This is a genomic window from Spiribacter vilamensis (assembly GCF_004217415.1).
GTDB classification, from domain to species: domain Bacteria; phylum Pseudomonadota; class Gammaproteobacteria; order Nitrococcales; family Nitrococcaceae; genus Spiribacter; species Spiribacter vilamensis.
The window spans coordinates 238,957-256,401 of record NZ_SHLI01000001.1; the positions used below are offsets into that span (position 1 = coordinate 238,957).

The window sequence follows — 17,445 nt, forward strand, 5'->3', positions numbered from 1 at the left end:
CCGCCATGAGTGACTATCGTCGACGCAGTCACGCAACATTCGCGCTTCTCGCCGTCGCTATCGTGCTTGCCTATCTCGTGCCCTACGGGCCACTTCGGGGGGTGGCACTGTGGCAGGGCGCGTTTCTTTTCTGGATGGTCTTCGGCGTCGTCGTGATCGTTCTGATTGGCCGGCTCGTAGCGGACTGGCGGCCATGACGGCAGGGATTGTCACGGCGCTGGTCCTGTATGCGCTCATCGGCCTGGGTATTGCGTTCGCCGCCCGCCAGGGCCTTGGCGCCGGGGCCGCAGAGTACTACCTGGCGGGACGCCGGGCGGGCGGTGTGATCTCGGCCCTCAGCTACGGAGCGACGACCTACAGTGCCTTCATGATGATCGGCCTCGCCGGGCTGACCTATGCCGGTGGCGTCGGCGCGCTCGGCTTCGAGCTTGTCTACCTCGCCGGGCTCGGCCTGGTGGCGATCTTCGGCCCGCGCTTCTGGCTTGCGAGCCGTGCGTTCGGTTTCATTACCCCGGCGGAAATGCTCAGCTATCGCTATGACAGCCGGCTGGTCGGCGGCGTCATGGCGCTTACCGCCTGCGTGTTCCTGGTGCCCTACAGCGCGGTTCAGCTGATGGGGATCGGTTACCTGGTATCGGGGGTGACCGATAATGCCATCAGCTTCCAGCAGGGCATCCTGATCGGGGCGTCGCTTGCACTCATCTGGACGCTCGCTGCGGGGATGCGCTCGGTGCTCTGGACCGACGCACTGCAGGTCGTCGTGATGCTGATCACCAGTCTTGTCGCCGTGGGGTTCGTGGTGGCGGCCCTGGGGGGACCGGGGGCTTTCCTCGAGTCGACCACAGCGAGCCACGGCGACTGGCTGAGTGTCCCCGGGCCGGGGCTGTTCAGCCTCACGACCTTCATCGGCCTGACCCTGCCGTGGTTTTTCTTCTCCATCAGTAACCCCCAGGTCAGTCAGCGCCTGTTTACCACGGCCTCCATCGGCGCGATGCGCACCATGCTCATGGGGTTCCTGGTGCTGGGATTCGTCTACACCCTGATCTCGGTGACCTGGGGGTTTTCCGCGCTGCAGCTGGTGCCGGATCTGGACCAGGCCGATCTCGCGACACCACGGCTCCTGGCTACCGGTGCCGTACCGGCGCCGGTGGCGATCGTGCTGGTGGTGGGTATCATCGCAGCGGCGGTTTCGACGGTGGATTCCATCCTGCTGAGCCTCTCGTCGCTAGTGGCCCGCGATATCTACCGTCCCCTCGCGCCGCGCGGTGGTCGCGAAATGCTTGCCGGACAGGCAGTGATGCTGGTTATTACCGTGCTCGCGATTCTTTTCGCACGGCTGCAGCTGGATCTGATAACGGTCCTCTCCGTCGCCGCCTCATCCGGGTTACTGGTAACCGTGCCAGCCATTGTGGGCTGCTTTTTCTGGCGCCGTGGAACCGCCCCTGGCGCGATTGCCAGCATGGTCGGTGCCGGTGTCACGGTCACCTGGCTGCAGGTAACCGGCATCGACCCGCTGGGTATCCCGGCATCGGTCTGTGGCGGTTTGCTCGCGGTTGGCCTGTTCGTTGTCGTCAGCGGCGTTACTGCGACCCCGGCGCAGCGCGCTGACGCCTTCCTCGAACCCGTGACACGGGGGCTCGCCCGGCACCGGATCCGCTAGTCAGTCCGCTGATGTATCGTTGACGTCGGTGAGCAGGCCATCCCGTAGCCGCGTTGACAGCGGGTTGTCTGCGTCCAGCCAGATGCCGAAGTAGGCGGCGGCGAATGCCTCGCCTTCCACCTGACCGACCGGTTCACCGTTGAAGGATAGTCGTGTGCCCTCACCGGGGACGTATTCCATACGGTAGCGATCGCCATCGCTAACCGCCTGGAACAGGGAGTGGAAGCGCTCGATCTTTGGCTGCAGTTCATCCCGTTCCGAAGCGCTGAGTTGTTCGGCCAGCTTGGTGTTTGCCCCGCGGATGATGTCGTCGGCGCTTATGTCGTGGAAATACTCGATTTCCAGGCGCCGGGGCGTGTCCGCCGCCAGAACTTCGGTGCTGGACGTATTCGGCGGGAGGTAGAGGCCGGCGGCATAGACAGTGAAGACGATTCTGTATTTCACGATGCCGGTCCCGGTCAGTTCGAGACGCTCGCCGTCCAGATCAATCCGCTCCTCGAAACGCGCGCCTTTCTCCACCACCGCGGCGTTCGCGGCGGACGTCAGACCCAGGGTCAGCATCATGAGGGTGGCCAGGAGGATTCTAGCCATTGCCGTCATTCCTGTTGGCATCGTCGCGGCGGAAGAAAAGGGTGACCGTACCGACCCGGAAGCCGAACTTGCTGACCTCCGCGGTATTGATGAGGGTGTCCTCGTCGCTCAGGTACATCCAGTCATCGAATTGAACATTCCAGGTGCGATCACCGACCTCGAGGGCAAGGGTGTACTGCCAGTTGAGGGCGTTGCCGTAACGCTTGCCTTCGGCGACACCCACCACGTCGCCGGCGGTCCCCTCGTAGGTGTGCTCGTCGATGCGCTCGATTTCCCAGACTCGACGGTCGGTCTCGCCGTCCGCGTAGGTGAATCGCTCGTCGAGGGTGATGCGGTCGCCTTCGACGGTGCCCTCGATGTCCACCGTAAACCGACGTTTCACCTCGCCACTACGTGACTGGAACATTCCCCAGGCCTTCACGTCGCCGTCGAAATAGTCTTCGATCCGGAATTCCGGGGTCTGACCGGCATAATCCTCGGGTGAGACGCCTGCGCAGCCGGTCAGTGCCAGTGTGGTTGCCGTTATCAGACTCAGTGCCAGCAAACGCAGACGCGACATCGAAACCTCCGGAATACGCGATGATCGATTGGGTGTTATATCCTTCGACTTTATCATGATCGCGGAATTCTCAACGCCGGGGTGAACCATGTCGGATGAATCGACTCTCGAGGATCTCGCCGCCAGCGCAGAGGTGGTTGTCTTTCACTCAACCGTTACGGATCTGGGCGGCCTCGATGAGCTGCTGGAGGCCTCCGGCCGGGACTGGCGCGCCATCGAGATGGGTATGGGATCGGCGGAGAATCGTGAGCGGTTCGCGGGTCTCAAGGCGCTCACCGGGTCGGCGACGCTGCCACAGGTCTTTATTGAGGGACGCTTTGTCGGTGGCCTGCGCGAAGCGATTGCGCGGATCGATACCCCGCAGAGCCATCCGGTCGCGGCGAACTGGATGGGCTATCTCGGCCTGCTGCCATTCGCGGCGACGGCCGCTGGCCCGTGGCTCGGGCTGGCGTGGACGCTGGAATGGCTGCTCGCCTACGGCGCGGTCATCCTTTCGTTCATCGGCGCAATTCACTGGGGGCTCGCCATGGGGCAGCACAACCCGGCGCCGGCCTCATTCCATGCCTCGGTCATCCCCGCGCTGGCGGGATGGATTGCCCTGGGTCTGCCAACCCTGATCGCGCTGCCACTCCTCGCGGCCGGCTTCATTGCCTGGCGATTCTGGGAGTTTCGCTATGCCACGGTGACCATGCCGCGCTGGTTTCGACGCCTGCGCACGGTCCTGACGCTGGGGGCCGTGGCCGGGCTGCTTGGCGGCTGGCTCGCGATACTGCCGTCTACAGGTACGGCGTAAACAGCCAGGCAATCGCGTCACGGATCCGTGACGGCAGCGGCCGCTCGTCCAGCTCCGCCAGTGTGACCCGATGGGCGTTTTCCCGGGCCGTCTCGATATGCCGGGCCATCCGGACGCCGAAGTCGGTATCGTAGACCTCGACCATGATCTCGAAGTTGAGTCGCAGGCTGCGCGCGTCCAGGTTGGCCGAACCGATCTGGGTGTAGTGCCGGTCGACGACGATCAGCTTGGTGTGATCAAACGCACCCGGCTGGTAGTAGACGCCGACATCCCACTTCACCAGTTCCCACAGCATATTGCTGGTTGCCCAGTGCATGAACGGCAGATTGTTGTGTCCCGGCAGGATGATATCAACGCGGGTGCCGCGGACGGCGGCCGCCTGCAGCGCGGCGACCAGCTCGCGGGGCGGTAGGAAATAGGGCGTCATGATGGCGACATGCTCGCGCGCCGCGGCCACGGCGCCGACCAGGACCATGGTTAGCCGGTGCAGATCCTCGTTGGGGCCATCGACCAGTGTCCGGCTCATCGCGGTGCCGGCCTGCGCCGGCTCGACAGGCGCTGGCAGCTCGGGACGGTCGCCGGTGACGAACTCCCAGTCGTCGAGGAAGATGTCCTCGAGCTGCCGGGTCACCGGCCCCTGCACGCGGAAATGGATATCGCGGATACCCTCGCGATGGTCGGGCCGGTGATGGAGGTGGCGATCCCCGATGTTCATTCCGCCGACGAAGCCGGTGGTCCCGTCAGTAATGAGCAGTTTACGGTGATTGCGGAGGTTGATGACCGGGCTCGGGGGGAACAGTCGGGGCGGCAGGAAGCGCTCGACATGAACACCATCGCGTCGCAGCCGATGTCGGATCGCCGGGCGGTTGTAATACTCACCCGCGCCATCCACCAGCACGCGAACGTCGACGCCCCGCGACCGGGCCGCTGCCAGGGCATCGGCGAAGCGCTGCCCGGTGGCGTTGCTCTCGAAGATATAGGTGGCGAGGTAGACCCGGTCGGTGGCCTGATCGATCGCGTCGAGCATGGCGGAATAGGCGGCCTCGCCGCCCACCAGGCTGTCGATGACATTGCCGCGGGTCATGGGCAGCCCCGTCACGGCGCGGGAGATCTGGGCCTGGGTACGGAACGCGGCTGGAATCGGGTCGGCGACGCTGGCGTTGTCGACATCGAGGCTGCTGGTGTGTTCACCCCGCAGCTGGCGGGCACGCATCTGGATACGGTTGATCCCCAGCAGGTAATAGAACACCGGGCCGACAACGGGAAACAGCAGGCAGAAGGCGATCCAGCCGAATGCCGTCGCCGGGTCGCGCTTGAAGAGCAGGGCGTGGAGGGCGGTACCGGTCGAGATCAGCAGGACGGCGGCGACGAGAATCCATTGAAGCGGCTGCATTGTCTGCGACGTCCTCCACGACTAATATCGATCGGGTAGTTCACCCCCACATCGAGAATGCCATGTTAACGCTTCGTCGCGCGCTGCAAACCGTCCTGCTGGTGGGGGGTATGGTCTCCGCGTCGGCGGCGGAGACTCCGGCGCTACTGCCGGTTCCGGAGGCGCTGGAGCCGGCCGTCGAGTTCTGGCAACGGATCTACACCGAGGTGTCCGTCGACGAGGGGGTCATCCACGAGACTGGCCCGCAGATGCGGATCATCGCGCGGATCGATGTTCCCCGCCCACCGCACTGGCAGGCGCGTCGTGAAGCCATCCGCGAAGCACTGGATCGACATCGTGACGCCCTGAATGCCCTGGCGGATCAGGGGATGCAGCCCGCGAGTGCCCGGCAGTCGGATCTCCTTGCCCGGCTGCCAGGCGGCACGGGCGCCAGCGCCGCGCGCGAAATGGCGGAGCGTCTGCGCTTTCAGGGTGGACTGCGGCAGCGCTTCCGCGAGGGACTGGTGCGATCCGGCCGCTGGCGGGCACATATCCGCGCAGAGCTCGCCAGCCGGGGTGTGCCCGCCGAGCTTGCCGCCCTGCCGCACGTCGAGTCGTCCTTCAACCCGCAAGCCCGCTCTCATGCCGGGGCGGCGGGACTCTGGCAGTTCACCGCGGGGACCGGGCGACGCTTCCTGCAGATTGACCCGGTGGTCGATGAGCGACTCGACCCGTGGAAAAGCAGCACCGCCGCGGCAGCGCTCCTCGCCCACAATTACGCCGAACTGGGCCGTTGGCCGCTCGCCATCACCGCCTATAACCATGGCCTCAACGGCATGCGCCGGGCCGTTCGCGAGGTGGGCTCGAAGCGGTACATGGACATTCGCCAACAATACGAGGGCGGTCGTTTCGGCTTCGCATCGCGTAATTTCTACCCGGCATTCATTGCTGCGGCGCGAATCGACGCAGACGCCGAACGCTATTTCCCGGGGCTTCAGCGCGATCCGCCGTTGAAGACGGTACGCGTCCGGCTCCCGCACTACACGCCCGTGGATACGCTGCTGGCGGGCACTCCGATTGAACGCCCCGTCCTGCAACGCCTCAATCCGGGCCTGGGACCGTCGGTCTGGGACGGTCGCAAATTCATCCCGCGTAAGCATGAACTGGTACTGCCGGCGGAGCGAGGCATCGACTGGGCAACCGCCATTGCCGGACTGCCCGGCGATCGGCTCTATCGCAACCAGCGCCCGACCCGCGAGCATGCCGTGACGACCGGGCAGACGCTCTCGGCGATAGCGCAACGCTACGATATCGATTTGCAGGCGCTGATGGTTGCCAACGGTATTGCCGATCCGCGGCGGCTGCGCGCCGGGCAGCGCCTGGATTTGCCAATGGCGGGATCGATGCCGGCCGCGGTGGGTGGCCATCATCACGAGGTCCGTCCCGGTGAGACGTTAGAGGCGATTGCGATACGCCACGACGTCGATATCGATGAGCTTGTCCGGCTTAATGAACTCGACGATCCCGACCGGATCCAAGCGGGTCACCGATTGCGGGTTACGCGGTCGGCATCGGTGGCCGTGGTCGACATGACGGATGAGCCCTGATAAGACGGAAAGCCCGGACAGTAGGAAGCAGGTTCTGGAGATGATTGAAGCGATCAAGCAGTTTTATGAACGGCGGATGAACCCGGCGCGAGCATCAACCGACGACCCCGAAACGCACCGACTGCAGCTTGCCACGGCCGCGCTGCTCATCGAGATGGCGCAGGCGGACGATCAGCGTGACAGTGTCGAATTCCAGGCGATTCACGACGGCATTATCGAGGTCTTCGGCCTATCGCCCGAAGAGACAGCCGAGGTCATAGAACTGGCGGATCAGGAAGTGCATGAGGCGACCGATCACTTCGATTTCAGTCAGCTGATCAACGAGCAATTCAATTATCAGCAGAAGTGCAAGGTGGTGGAGCTTCTCTGGCGGGTCTGCCTGGCCGATTCGGAGATGGATCGCTACGAGGAACACCTCGTGCGCAAGATCGCCGAACTGCTCCACGTCGAGCACAGCGCTTTCATCGCCGCGAAACTGCGCGTCCAGCGCGACTACAGCGCGACCAGCCAGTTCAGCGACTATGATGGCTACGAATAGTGGCGGTATTTCGAGCCAGACAGGTGGCACGTATACGTGATGCCGTCGCCGCCGGGCGCCAGGCAGTGCGGCAGTCTGCCCGGCCTGATCGGCTGACCTTTGCCCGTGCGTTCGTCGACGCCGGGGGCGCGCAAGTCCCGGGAGACCGAAGCGGCGACGCGAGTGGGGCGCTGGGTGAACGCCTGCTGACTGCGGTCGCCAGCGGTCAATCAGCGGCTTCGACCGATGCCGACCTCGAGCGCGAGCTCCAGCGCGTGCAAACGGAGACCGACTGGGCGCTTGCCCTCGATGATGAACGGATTATCGGTTTCCTGCTCGACCTGCCCGACTCGGCGATGGATATACCGACGGTCGAGGCGCTCGCCCATCAAAGCCAGGGCCTGGGTCCCGGGATCTTTCGCAAGGCCGATATCCTCGTCCTGCAACCGGAGTGCGACGGCGCTCGATTCATCCCGGTTACCGAGCACGATATCGAGTGCTGACCCCCTCCCGCCCGAATTGACTTGTGCCCGTCCTGGTTTAGACTGTGGGCCATTACACAATATGTAGTGGTGACTTGGGAAAACACCTGTACATGTTGTGGATAACCGCCGGCAACCCGCCTCTGGCGGGGTTCCGCAGCCGAATCGATAAGCGCAAGGAGAACCTCATGACGACCGCAACGAAACTGCGTGCGCTACCCAAAGCCGTAACGGAAATCCCCATCCAGCCCGCCTCCGCAGATATCTGGGACAAGAAGTATCGGCTCAAGTCCAAGGAAGATGTGATCATCGACGAGACGGTGGATGACACTTATCAGCGGGTCGCTCGGGCACTCGCCGATGTCGAGCCGGAGAAAGATCGGGGCTACTGGTTCGAGCAGTTCCTCTGGGCGTTGCGTCGCGGAGCGATACCGGCCGGTCGCATCACCTCGAATGCCGGTGCCTGGGATCACAAGCCGGCCACTTCGACGATCAATTGCACCGTCTCGTCCACGGTAGGCGACTCGATGGACGACATCCTCGACAAGGTCCACGAGGCCGGCCTGACCCTCAAGGCGGGTTGTGGTATCGGCTACGAGTTCTCGACCCTACGTCCCAAGGGCGCCTATGTGTCCGGCGCCGGCGCCTACACCTCGGGACCGCTGTCGTTCATGGATATCTACGACAAGATGTGCTTTACGGTCTCCTCCGCGGGCGGTCGCCGGGGGGCCCAGATGGCCACTTTCGACGTCGGTCATCCCGATGTCATGGACTTTATCCGTGCCAAGCGCGAGGACGGGCGCCTACGTCAGTTCAACCTCTCGCTACTGATCACCGACGGTTTCATGCAGGCGGTCCGCGACGGCGATGACTGGCCGCTGGCCTTCCCGATAAAGCCCGACGAGGCGGAGAGCGGAAGCGTCGATGTCAACGATCCCGACCAGGTGCTCTGGCGGGAGTGGCCCAATCGCACCAGTGGCTATCTGACTCGGGATGACGGCCTGGTCGCCTGCCGGATCTATCGCTGGGTCAAGGCCCAGCGGATCTGGGACATGATCATGACCTCGACCTACGACTATGCCGAGCCGGGCTTCGTGCTGATCGACCGGGTCAACGAGATGAACAACAACTGGTTCTGCGAGGAGATCCGCGCGACCAATCCCTGCGGTGAACAGCCGCTGCCGCCCTATGGTGCCTGCCTGCTCGGTTCGGTGAATCTCACCAAATTCGTGCGTGAGCCGTTTACCGAGCGTGCCCATTTCGACTGGGACGAGTATCGCCGCGTAGTGGCGCTTTTCACTCGCATGCTCGACAACGTTGTCGAGATCAACGGGCTGCCGCTCGAGCGCCAGCGCGAAGAGATCGAGCGCAAGCGCCGCCACGGCATGGGCTTCCTCGGTCTCGGTTCGACGGTAACCATGCTGCGGATGAAGTATGGCGATGCCGACTCGCTGGCGTTTACCGACGAGGTGTCCCGCGAGATGGCGCTGGAAGGCTGGCGCGAAGGCCTCCGGCTTGCCGAGGAAAAGGGCCCGGCGCCGATCATGGAGGAGTCGTTCACGGTCACCGAGCGGATGCTCGCCTGGCGGCCCGAGCTTCGCGACGATGGTTACGGTAGCGGTGACACGATCCCGGGCCGGGTGCTCTGGGGCCGCTACAGCCGCTACATGCAGCGGATTGCCGGCGAGGAGCCGGAGCTGGTGGATGCGCTAGTCGAGAAGGGCGCGCGCTTTACGCACCACACCTCCATCGCGCCGACCGGCACGATTAGTCTGTCGCTGGCGAACAACGCCTCCAATGGCATCGAGCCGAGCTTTGCGCATCACTACTTCCGCAACGTGATCCGCGAGGGCAAGAAATCGAAGGAGAAGGTGGACGTATTCAGCTTCGAGCTGCTCGCCTATCGCACGCTGATCGACGAGGGGGCGCTCCCGAGCATGGATGCAGAGACCCGGAACCTGCCCGATTACTTCATTGCCGCGGATGATGTCACGCCGAAACAGCATGTCGACATCCAGTCCGCTGCCCAGAAGTGGGTGGATTCGAGCATCTCCAAGACGGCCAATGTGCCCACCGAGTATCCCTACGAGGACTTCAAGGGCATCTATCAGTATGCGTATGACAACGGGCTCAAGGGCTGCACGACCTTCCGTTTCAATCCGGAGGCGTTCCAGGGGGTCCTGGTCAAGGAGTCGGATCTGGAGAACACGACCTACCGCTTCCGCCTCGAGGATGGCCGCACCGTCGAGGTGAAAGGCGGCGATGAGGTCGAGTATGACGGCGAAGTGCATACCGCCGCCAACCTCTACGACGCCCTCAAGGAAGGGTACTACGGGAAATTCTGAGGAAAGACGCCATGGCAGTAAAAATCGATAGCAAAATCGTCGACTACGAAGTCGCCCGGGCCGACGCCGAAGAGGCCTCCCCCAACGATGACGGTGGCGCCCCTGCGGCGGCCCCGATTGAGCACATGCACGAGGAGCTCAAGCGCCCTGATCGCCTGGAAGGGCAGACCTACAAGATCAAGACGCCGCTCTCCGAGCACGCTCTCTATGTCACGGTGAACGACCTGGTTCTCAACGAGGGGACGGAGCACGAACTGCGGCGGCCGTTCGAGGTGTTCATCAACTCGAAGAATATGGATCATTTCCAGTGGATTGTGGCGCTGACCCGGATCGTCTCGGCGGTTTTCCGCAAGGGCGGCGACTGCACCTTTCTGGTCGAGGAGCTGCGCAGTGTTTTCGATCCGCGTGGCGGCTACTTCAAGAAAGGTGGTCGGTTCATGCCCTCGCTGGTGGCCGAGATTGGCGAGGTGCTCGAGCAGCACCTGCGCTCTATCGGCATGATCGAGTCGGGAGAACTGGACGAGCATCAGCGCCGCTACATCGAGCAGAAAAAGGCCGAGGCGATGGACCGTGCCCACCCGGGTGATTCGGCCGGGGATGCCGGGACGGACGATGACGGCTACCCGTCGGGGGCCGAGCTCTGCGGCAAGTGCCATGTCAAGGCCATGGTGGTCATGGACGGCTGCCTGACCTGTCTCAACTGCGGTGACAGCAAATGCGGCTGATCGCCGCCGTCTGACGGCACCGGACGGCCGATCGACGGTCGTCCGGCCGCAGGCGGGCCCTGCTACGTTGGGGCCATGCGAGTCACGAAAAACCCGCGCTCCCCGAGCAACCAGGCCGGGAGCTCGCTCATCGAAGTGCTGGTCGCCTCTGCCATCCTCGGTGTGGGGCTGCTCGGCCTTATCCTCGGTCAGACCCGGGCCGGCATCGACCTGCGCCACTCGCAGTGGCGGACCGATGCCCTTTTCCTCGCGATCGATCTCGCGGAGCAGGTTCGGGCCTACGGTCCCTCCGGTCTGCCGACCTCTCGTCGTTCGGCATGGCGGGATCGTGTCGTCAAACGGCTGCCCGACGGCGAGGCCACCGTCGAGTGGCCTGCCGAGGCCGGTGGTAGCGGGACCATCACGCTTGTCTGGCGTTTACCGGGGAACGCCGGTGATGCCGAGCTTCGCTATGTTTTCTTCTCATGACGGCCGGCCTCCGTCGCCAGCGCGGGTTTACCCTTCTCGGGTTGCTCATTGCCACGGGCCTCGGGGCGATCGTGCTGCTGACGGCGGGGGAGTCGCTGTTGACCGCCCGCCAGATGGAACGGATCGACCGTTCGACGGCCCGCAACCTGGATGGGGCACGGCTCGCGCTGACGCTGATCGCAGGGTCACTGCGACAGGCCGGTTATCCGGGCTGCCATCCGGACCGTCGACGGAACCTTGTCAGCACGGGTGAAGACCCCGCCGTACCCGCCATCAGTACGAGTAACGGCCTCACTATCCGCACCCTGCGGAGCCTCGGGCAGAGAGGCATCGTGGGCGCACCGGTCACTGGCGAGTCCCTGTCGCTGGACCGGGCCCATGGGGTAGAACCCGGGCAACCGGTCGTCGTGGTTAATGCCAGCGGTAGTGGCTGCGTGCTGTTCCGCCAGGCGACGACCGCCATTGATACCCTCGATCGGGGGCCGGGCGCAGCAGCGATCAACCGGGTACCTGCCGAGGGCTACCGCCCGATGGGTGAACGGGTCGAGATCCTTGTACCCGAGCGGACGACTTTTTTCGTCGACACCGCGGTGGGCAGCGAGGATGGAAGCAGTCTATTCCGGCGTCGCGAATCGACAGGTGGCGACCGGGAGGAACTGGTCGTCGGTGTTCAGTCACTCACTGTCGAGGCGGGCATTGATGACAACGGTGACGGCTATGCCGATCGAACCGTCACCGGCGCGGCGGGGCTGGACGGGCTGGATATCGTCTTTGTGGGTGTCGCCCTGCAGATGGCCGGGGCGAATCAGCGGGTAGCAACGACGATCGCACTGCGGAATGCCCGTCCGTGAGGGGTAACGAGCGTGGCGTTGCACTGATCGGGGTGCTCGCCGTGGTGGGCATTGTGGCGCTGATCACCCTGTCGGCGCTGGAGCGGGGCATGCTTCAGACCCGAACCGTTACCGCCGCGCTTGATCGCGCCCGGGCGCTCGAGGCCGCGGAGTTCGCCCTGCGCCGCGCGGCCGACCATGCGACAGACTGGTCCCGGTCGTCCGTGGATCCGGTGCCGCCGCCGCACCGGGATGCATGGCAACCGGTGATCCGGGCCCGGGGACGGCCAGTGAGCGGTGCGCCCCATAACGCATTGCTGGACCGGGCCCCGGAGGTCCTGGTCGAGAGACTCCGCCCGATCGGTTCGAACGACTGCAGTGACGGCGACTGCGGTTACCGGCTCACCGCGTTGGCCGATAACCGCGATGACGGGGCGGATGTCGTGCTGCAGGCGCGGATTATCGATGGCTCGGCGGTCCGGATCTGGCGGGTGCTGCGGTGATATCCTCAACCGCGAATCGAGTGCCAGGGGAATCCAGGGATGTCACGTATCGTCCATGTCAACGGCGAGTTTCTGCCGGAGGCGTCCGCCAGTCTGTCCATATTCGATCGCGGCGTTCTCTTCGCCGATGCCGTCTACGAGGTCACCGCCGTGCTCGATGGCGGGCTTGTCGACTTCGATGCCCACCAGGCACGACTGCGCCGGAGCCTCGCTGAACTCGCGATCGATTTCGATCCCGTCGCGGCGGGTCTGATTGACCTACATCGAGAGTTGATTCGTCGCAACGATCTGCAGGAGGGGCTCGTCTATCTGCAGATCAGCCGCGGCGTGGCGGATCGCAGCTTTCTCCAGCCGGCGAATATCCGGCCTTCGGTGGTGCTGTTCACGCAGGCGCAGACACTGCTCGATGCGCCCGCGGCCCAATCCGGCCTGTCCGTCATCACCCGGCCGGACAAGCGCTGGCATCGGCGGGATATCAAGACGACCCAGCTGCTCTATCCGTCGATGATGAAAACGCTTGCCAACGAGCAGGGCGCGGACGACGTGTGGATGGTGGAGGCGGGACATGTCACCGAGGGGAGCTCGAGCAATGCCCATATCATTACCGCCGACGGCAGCCTGGTGACGCGCCCGACCTCGGAAGACATTCTCCATGGCATCACGCGTGCCGCGGTACTCGATTACGCGCGGGAAACCGGCGCCGAGGTCATTGAGCGGCCGTTTACCGTCGCTGAAGCGCAGGAGGCACGCGAGGCCTTCATCACCAGTGCCACCGCGTTCGTGACCCCGGTGGTGGCGGTGGATGGCGTTCCTGTCGGTGATGGCCGCCCGGGTCCGGCGACACGCCGAATCCGGGCCCACTATATCGACCACAGCCGCGACCGACTGCGGTACTGATCACTCGGGGCGCGCCCCCCCCATCACGTCGATGAGCCGATCGTCGCGGGGCAGTCCGCGGGCCAGCCGGATTTCGCCATCCTGGTCACGATAGTAGACCGATGGCGTGCCACGTATTCCGAGGCGGCTCATGAGTTGGTTGTTGGCCTCGACAATCGACGCGGTGGATTCCGGGATCGGGTCGGCGGGTGCTACCCCTCCCTGGTCAAACCGCGCTTCATGTGTTGCCAGGGCGGCGGAGGGGTCATCGTCCGCCAGTAGCGTCGCCGCCTTGCCGAGGCTGTCCTCTCGCAGCACGCCTACCATGACGTGGCGGATCTGGACGTCGCCGGACTCGACCCAGTCCCGACTCTGATCGTAGAAACGACTGCAGTAAGGGCAGTTGGGATCGGTGAAGGCATAGATTACGCGTTCCGCATCGTCGCTGCCGTCGGCGATCCAGCCGGCATCACTGATCGCTTCCCACTCGCTTTCCGGCCGCGGGGCATTGGCGGCGGCGGAGAGAATCGGCTGCGACAGGTTGGTGCCATCATCATCCAGCAGTGTCCCGACAAGCACGTGCTCCCGGTCGGGAGTGACGTAGGCGGCCAGTGTCTGGCCCTGGAAGCTGACGGTATAGCCGGTGAGCTCGCCCGGAGCCTCGAAGGTCTCGCCGATTGTCGCGCCTCGATCCTCCAGTGCCACGATCGGAGCCGGGAGCGCTGAATCGTCGATCTGCGCGAGGGTGGTGACGGGTAGCAGCAGAGCCAGTGCGGAGAGTGCAAATCGCATCATGCAGGGTGCCTTGGATTGTGTTGGTGGATTGGTTCGGCTGTGGGCGCAAGAAAAACCCCCGACTCGAAGGACGAGACGGAGGTTCGAATTGGCACACATGTCTCTACTAGCTGCTGGCTTGCACCCAGGCGCTGCACCAGCCGTTCGTGTTGACCGCCTTGCCCGGGAATGCCGTGCAACCGCCCCATGTATCGTCCGAGTTACCGAGATAAAGCCGGCAGTTGGCGCAGACCGCTCCCGATTCGCGCATATCGTCTTTTTCGGTCGCGTCATGCACGTAGTTAAGCGCCACTGCCTGCGGGTCGTCCTCGGCAAGCTTCGGCATATCCTGGGCGAGTGCGTTGGAGCCGCGAACGCCCATATAGCCGATCGGTGCGGCGGCCACACCCATCAGCGCACCCCGCAGGAGACGACGGCGGTCGTTGCGGAAATTATTATCGGTCATGTCTTCACCCCTTGATGGTGGTCAGGAAATCGCTTTGGAAGCGTTTTAATTTTCACCATCAGCCTACCGACTGCGAATCGTTCAGGAAAGCATGAGCGCTACTCGGGGACGCAGATCTGTCCGCGTCCTGCCGCCTGCAGGGTCAGCATCGACAGCCAGAGAATAACCCCGGTGGTCACCGTGATCAGGGCTACGCTCAGCCACTGTGCCCACCCAGTCCCAGTGTGCTGCTGGTAGATCAGCGTCGCGATAGTCATTGCCGCGAGCGGAAACGAATAGGCCCAGAACGAGAGAAAAAACGGGAGACGGGCGAATCGACCGATCTGCGAGGCCACGAGCAGCGTCATGAAAAGCCCCGTGTTGAACAGGATACGGGCGAAGGGATCGATCGCATCCACCATGTCGACGTAGGCGATGAATCCGACCGCCGGTGGGGCGATAAGGATGAAAAGCGTGGGCAGGAGTCGGCCCGGCAGCGGATCGTGGAAGATAATGCGGTAGAAGATGATCGTCAGCAGAATCATCCAGAAAATCAGCCCAATGCTGAAGAAAAACCACGACGCTGCCTCGTAGCCATGAGTCATGCCGGCGATGGGAACGAGGATGTTGCCCACCGCCGGGATAAACCAGGCCGGATTGATATGTTTGACCTGAAAGTGGTCATGGTGCATCCAGCGATCGACGATAAACAGTGTCAGCACCAGATGCAGGGACGCGCCGACCGCCCAGAGGGTCAGTGAGAGGTCTGGCAGCATATGCCGCGTCGCCGTACCCATCAGGATCAGGCTGATCGTGATCGTGGCGAAAAAACTGAGTTTTACGGGATGATTCAGCTCCGCCCTTACCGCGTCGGGATGGCGCATTAGCTTGACCCCATACGCTGATAGCAACAGCGCGAAAAGGGTGCCGGTCAGGACAAGCAGGCCCTGGCCGATCGTAACGGGTAAATCGAATATCGATGCGCACTTCTGCCAGACCAGTGTCAGGCCGGAAAGGCCCATCACCATGGCGAACAGGGCGATGGGCAGGTGCTGAAGTCTTGGCGAGTCAGGCATCCGTCAGGCCTTTTTCCTCATCATGAGCTGTAGGGGTGGATAGACGATGCAGGCCGACGCGAATCCAATCCCGACACCGGCGGCAATGATCGCCAGGTAGTCGATGGCGCTCTGGAGCTGCGTCAGGCTGGCGCCGGTCCAGGCCGGGAAGTAGAGCGCAGCGGCGATGCCGAATAGCACTCCGATACCGGCTGCGGTGCGGATGCCACGGGCCAGGTTGAGCCGACGGTAGCGGCCGACAACCATGGCGAAGATGAACAGATCCACGAGTATAACCAGCCCGAGGGGCAGGAGAATCGGCCGGAATAGCTCCAGCACCACTGCGAGAATACCGAAAATCGAGAATTCCATGATGTCTCTCCTTATACCCGGCCGCGGAGCATGGCGTTATAGGCCGCGTGCAGCATGCGCTCCTTGAGAAACCACGGCGCCCACTGCGGCTCAAGCGCCTTGAGGAAATCGAACGAGGGCGTCATCTCGAGGCTGAAGTCGAATTCCACCAGCATCGCCTGGCCCTTTTCGGTGATCAGCGGGCAGGACGTGTAGCCCGTCCATTCCATCGGCAGTTCCCGATCATCGATGGCCGCGACCAGGTTGTCCGCCACCACCGGTGCCTGCGCCTTGACGCTGGCCGCGGTCTTGCCCACCGGTGTGCCGACCACATCGCCGGCACCGAATACGTTCGGATAGCGACGATGCTGCATGCTGTACTGATCCACTTCGAGCCAGCCCCGGAAGTCGCCCTCCTGCCAGCCGAGATCGCCGTAGCGGATCATGTCGGGAGCCGACATGGGCGGGACAACGTGGATAAAGTCGTAGTCCAGTGTCCGTGATCCCTCCGGCGTCGCGAAGGTCGCGCGACGATTCTCCGGATCAATCCCTGCCAGCGGATGGTTCCAGTCGATGGCGATGTTTCGCTTCTCCGGGAGATAGGATACGAGAAAATCGTTGGTATCCGGCTGCGAGAAAAGCCCCTCGGCCGGCGGCAGGTAATGCATCTCCGCCCGATCGCGCATGCCGCTGTCCTGCAGCGCATCCTCGGTGAGCATCATGACCTTGAGTGGCGCACCGGCACACTTGATCGGTCCCGGCGGGCGGGTAAATAGCCCGACACCACCATTGCGGATATAGTCGCTGGCGGCATTCCAGGTCCCGGCGGCGTTATCCGGCGTGTCGTAGACGCAACCGATCCCGTTGCTGCCGATGAGACTCGGATCCATTCCCTCGATCTCATCGAAGTTGAGTTGCAGTCCCGTCGTGACGACGAGGTAATCGTAGTCGACCCGGCTGCCGTCTGCCGTTTCGACCTGGTTGCGATCCGGATGGAAGGCAACAACATCATCCTGGATCCATTCGGCGCTATCCGGCATGTAGCGGGCGTTGCGATCCGCGACGTGATCCGCCTCCCAGATGCCCGTGGCCACCAGTGTCAGTCCGGGCTGATAGAGATGGACCTGGTGACTGTCGATGAGCGTGATACGAGCGCCATCAAGCTGGCGATTGAGCCGTGTTGCGATCGATAGACCGGCGGCGCCGGCGCCGGCAATAACGATCCGGGCATTGGTGGATACGGCTTTTGCGGTACCACTTTTAAACAGCGCTCCACCGCCTATACCGCTTGCCGCCGCGCCCGCCGCCATGGCGGATCCGGCCAGAAAACGCCGACGGGAAGTGTCCGTTGCATTTGCTTTTTCCATGTTTCCTCCTCGGGGAAGGCAGGTTGCCTTTATTCTTATAGTGTCCTGTGATCAGGGTCTGGTACACAGTGACAATGTCACCGATTAGCCGACGCGATATTGAAAGAATAGCCCCCCTACCGAGA

At 63.5% G+C, this 17,445-nt stretch carries 20 protein-coding genes; 12 read left to right on the forward strand and 8 right to left on the reverse strand.

Going from position 1 to position 17,445, the window contains the following annotated elements:
• The first annotated feature begins 5 nt into the window (after window positions 1–5).
• Both EV698_RS01300 and EV698_RS01305 read left to right on the forward strand, forming a co-directional pair.
• Window positions 6–197 carry a hypothetical protein gene (locus EV698_RS01300; protein ID WP_130502370.1) on the forward strand — a complete coding sequence of 64 codons (192 nt, stop codon included), beginning with the start codon at window positions 6–8 and terminating at the stop codon, window positions 195–197.
• Window positions 194–1,660 carry a sodium:solute symporter family protein gene (locus EV698_RS01305; protein WP_130502371.1) on the forward strand — a complete coding sequence of 489 codons (1,467 nt, stop codon included), beginning with the start codon at window positions 194–196 and terminating at the stop codon, window positions 1,658–1,660. Before EV698_RS01300 ends, EV698_RS01305 begins: the two co-directional genes overlap by 4 nt.
• Here EV698_RS01305 and EV698_RS01310 read toward each other — a convergent pair whose 3' ends face one another.
• Window positions 1,661–2,251: a chalcone isomerase family protein gene (locus EV698_RS01310; RefSeq protein WP_165385680.1), complete on the reverse strand. Its 591-nt coding sequence runs from the start codon at window positions 2,249–2,251 to the stop codon at window positions 1,661–1,663.
• Entirely contained in the window at window positions 2,244–2,810 is a 567-nt protein-coding gene (locus EV698_RS01315; RefSeq protein WP_130502373.1) for a DUF3833 domain-containing protein, read from the reverse strand. The genes EV698_RS01310 and EV698_RS01315 overlap by 8 nt, the downstream gene beginning before the upstream one ends.
• An 88-nt stretch (window positions 2,811–2,898) precedes the next feature.
• On the opposite strand from EV698_RS01315, the gene EV698_RS01320 reads away from it, so the two are divergent.
• The gene (locus EV698_RS01320; RefSeq protein WP_130502374.1) at window positions 2,899–3,603 is read left to right on the forward strand and encodes a DUF3429 family protein; all 705 of its coding nucleotides are present in this window, start codon (window positions 2,899–2,901) and stop codon (window positions 3,601–3,603) included.
• Here the strand turns inward: EV698_RS01320 and EV698_RS01325 are convergent.
• Complete coding sequence (locus EV698_RS01325; protein WP_130502375.1) at window positions 3,587–4,996, reverse strand: phospholipase D-like domain-containing protein; 1,410 nt, start codon at window positions 4,994–4,996, stop codon at window positions 3,587–3,589. The two genes, EV698_RS01320 and EV698_RS01325, sit on opposite strands and share 17 nt — an antisense overlap.
• A 62-nt stretch (window positions 4,997–5,058) precedes the next feature.
• Between EV698_RS01325 and EV698_RS01330 the strand changes: the two genes are divergently transcribed.
• The 9 genes from EV698_RS01330 (at window position 5,059) to EV698_RS01370 (ending at window position 13,349) form a co-directional block, all read left to right on the forward strand.
• On the forward strand, window positions 5,059–6,582 hold the full coding sequence (locus EV698_RS01330) for a LysM peptidoglycan-binding domain-containing protein (protein WP_130502376.1): 1,524 nt from the start codon (window positions 5,059–5,061) through the stop codon (window positions 6,580–6,582).
• Between the two features lie 40 nt (window positions 6,583–6,622).
• The gene (locus EV698_RS01335) at window positions 6,623–7,120 is read left to right on the forward strand and encodes a tellurite resistance TerB family protein (RefSeq protein ID WP_130502377.1); all 498 of its coding nucleotides are present in this window, start codon (window positions 6,623–6,625) and stop codon (window positions 7,118–7,120) included.
• A 23-nt stretch (window positions 7,121–7,143) separates the two neighbouring features.
• Complete coding sequence (locus tag EV698_RS01340; protein ID WP_239016171.1) at window positions 7,144–7,602, forward strand: hypothetical protein; 459 nt, start codon at window positions 7,144–7,146, stop codon at window positions 7,600–7,602.
• Between the two features lie 167 nt (window positions 7,603–7,769).
• Window positions 7,770–9,926, forward strand: coding sequence for an adenosylcobalamin-dependent ribonucleoside-diphosphate reductase (locus tag EV698_RS01345; protein WP_130502379.1), 2,157 nt, complete (start codon window positions 7,770–7,772; stop codon window positions 9,924–9,926).
• Between the two features lie 11 nt (window positions 9,927–9,937).
• Entirely contained in the window at window positions 9,938–10,651 is a 714-nt protein-coding gene (locus EV698_RS01350) for a TSCPD domain-containing protein (RefSeq protein WP_130502380.1), read from the forward strand.
• A 75-nt stretch (window positions 10,652–10,726) separates the two neighbouring features.
• Complete coding sequence (locus tag EV698_RS01355; RefSeq protein ID WP_130502381.1) at window positions 10,727–11,119, forward strand: type IV pilus modification PilV family protein; 393 nt, start codon at window positions 10,727–10,729, stop codon at window positions 11,117–11,119.
• A complete protein-coding gene (locus tag EV698_RS01360; RefSeq protein ID WP_130502382.1) occupies window positions 11,116–11,970 on the forward strand; it encodes a prepilin-type N-terminal cleavage/methylation domain-containing protein in 855 nt (284 codons plus the stop codon). The genes EV698_RS01355 and EV698_RS01360 overlap by 4 nt, the downstream gene beginning before the upstream one ends.
• Window positions 11,967–12,452: a pilus assembly PilX family protein gene (locus EV698_RS01365; protein ID WP_130502383.1), complete on the forward strand. Its 486-nt coding sequence runs from the start codon at window positions 11,967–11,969 to the stop codon at window positions 12,450–12,452. The genes EV698_RS01360 and EV698_RS01365 overlap by 4 nt, the downstream gene beginning before the upstream one ends.
• Window positions 12,453–12,491: 39 nt before the next feature.
• On the forward strand, window positions 12,492–13,349 hold the full coding sequence (locus EV698_RS01370; RefSeq protein ID WP_130502384.1) for a D-amino-acid transaminase: 858 nt from the start codon (window positions 12,492–12,494) through the stop codon (window positions 13,347–13,349).
• On the opposite strand, the gene dsbG is transcribed toward EV698_RS01370, so the two are convergent.
• The 5 genes from dsbG to EV698_RS01395 all read right to left on the reverse strand — a co-directional run bounded on the left by dsbG (window position 13,350) and on the right by EV698_RS01395 (window position 17,320).
• Window positions 13,350–14,123 carry a thiol:disulfide interchange protein DsbG gene (gene dsbG / locus EV698_RS01375; RefSeq protein WP_130502385.1) on the reverse strand — a complete coding sequence of 258 codons (774 nt, stop codon included), beginning with the start codon at window positions 14,121–14,123 and terminating at the stop codon, window positions 13,350–13,352.
• Between the two features lie 106 nt (window positions 14,124–14,229).
• Window positions 14,230–14,568, reverse strand: a complete 339-nt coding sequence (locus tag EV698_RS01380) for a high-potential iron-sulfur protein (RefSeq protein WP_130502386.1) — start codon at window positions 14,566–14,568, stop codon at window positions 14,230–14,232.
• Between the two features lie 98 nt (window positions 14,569–14,666).
• A complete protein-coding gene (locus EV698_RS01385) occupies window positions 14,667–15,623 on the reverse strand; it encodes an SLAC1 anion channel family protein (RefSeq protein ID WP_130502387.1) in 957 nt (318 codons plus the stop codon).
• Window positions 15,624–15,626: 3 nt separating this feature from the next.
• Complete coding sequence (locus EV698_RS01390) at window positions 15,627–15,974, reverse strand: DUF5368 family protein (protein ID WP_130502388.1); 348 nt, start codon at window positions 15,972–15,974, stop codon at window positions 15,627–15,629.
• A gap of 11 nt (window positions 15,975–15,985) precedes the next feature.
• On the reverse strand, window positions 15,986–17,320 hold the full coding sequence (locus EV698_RS01395; protein WP_130502389.1) for an NAD(P)/FAD-dependent oxidoreductase: 1,335 nt from the start codon (window positions 17,318–17,320) through the stop codon (window positions 15,986–15,988).
• Between the last annotated feature and the right edge of the window lie 125 nt (window positions 17,321–17,445).

Coding starts and splice junctions, on each gene's coding strand:
- EV698_RS01300 (WP_130502370.1), top strand. CDS start 6: ATGAGTGACTATCGTCGACGCAGTCACGCAACATTCGCGCTTCTCGCC.
- EV698_RS01305 (WP_130502371.1), top strand. CDS start 194: ATGACGGCAGGGATTGTCACGGCGCTGGTCCTGTATGCGCTCATCGGC.
- EV698_RS01310 (WP_165385680.1), bottom strand. CDS start 2,251: ATGGCTAGAATCCTCCTGGCCACCCTCATGATGCTGACCCTGGGTCTG.
- EV698_RS01315 (WP_130502373.1), bottom strand. CDS start 2,810: ATGTCGCGTCTGCGTTTGCTGGCACTGAGTCTGATAACGGCAACCACA.
- EV698_RS01320 (WP_130502374.1), top strand. CDS start 2,899: ATGTCGGATGAATCGACTCTCGAGGATCTCGCCGCCAGCGCAGAGGTG.
- EV698_RS01325 (WP_130502375.1), bottom strand. CDS start 4,996: ATGCAGCCGCTTCAATGGATTCTCGTCGCCGCCGTCCTGCTGATCTCG.
- EV698_RS01330 (WP_130502376.1), top strand. CDS start 5,059: ATGTTAACGCTTCGTCGCGCGCTGCAAACCGTCCTGCTGGTGGGGGGT.
- EV698_RS01335 (WP_130502377.1), top strand. CDS start 6,623: ATGATTGAAGCGATCAAGCAGTTTTATGAACGGCGGATGAACCCGGCG.
- EV698_RS01345 (WP_130502379.1), top strand. CDS start 7,770: ATGACGACCGCAACGAAACTGCGTGCGCTACCCAAAGCCGTAACGGAA.
- EV698_RS01350 (WP_130502380.1), top strand. CDS start 9,938: ATGGCAGTAAAAATCGATAGCAAAATCGTCGACTACGAAGTCGCCCGG.
- EV698_RS01355 (WP_130502381.1), top strand. CDS start 10,727: ATGCGAGTCACGAAAAACCCGCGCTCCCCGAGCAACCAGGCCGGGAGC.
- EV698_RS01360 (WP_130502382.1), top strand. CDS start 11,116: ATGACGGCCGGCCTCCGTCGCCAGCGCGGGTTTACCCTTCTCGGGTTG.
- EV698_RS01370 (WP_130502384.1), top strand. CDS start 12,492: ATGTCACGTATCGTCCATGTCAACGGCGAGTTTCTGCCGGAGGCGTCC.
- dsbG (WP_130502385.1), bottom strand. CDS start 14,123: ATGATGCGATTTGCACTCTCCGCACTGGCTCTGCTGCTACCCGTCACC.
- EV698_RS01380 (WP_130502386.1), bottom strand. CDS start 14,568: ATGACCGATAATAATTTCCGCAACGACCGCCGTCGTCTCCTGCGGGGT.
- EV698_RS01385 (WP_130502387.1), bottom strand. CDS start 15,623: ATGCCTGACTCGCCAAGACTTCAGCACCTGCCCATCGCCCTGTTCGCC.
- EV698_RS01390 (WP_130502388.1), bottom strand. CDS start 15,974: ATGGAATTCTCGATTTTCGGTATTCTCGCAGTGGTGCTGGAGCTATTC.
- EV698_RS01395 (WP_130502389.1), bottom strand. CDS start 17,320: ATGGAAAAAGCAAATGCAACGGACACTTCCCGTCGGCGTTTTCTGGCC.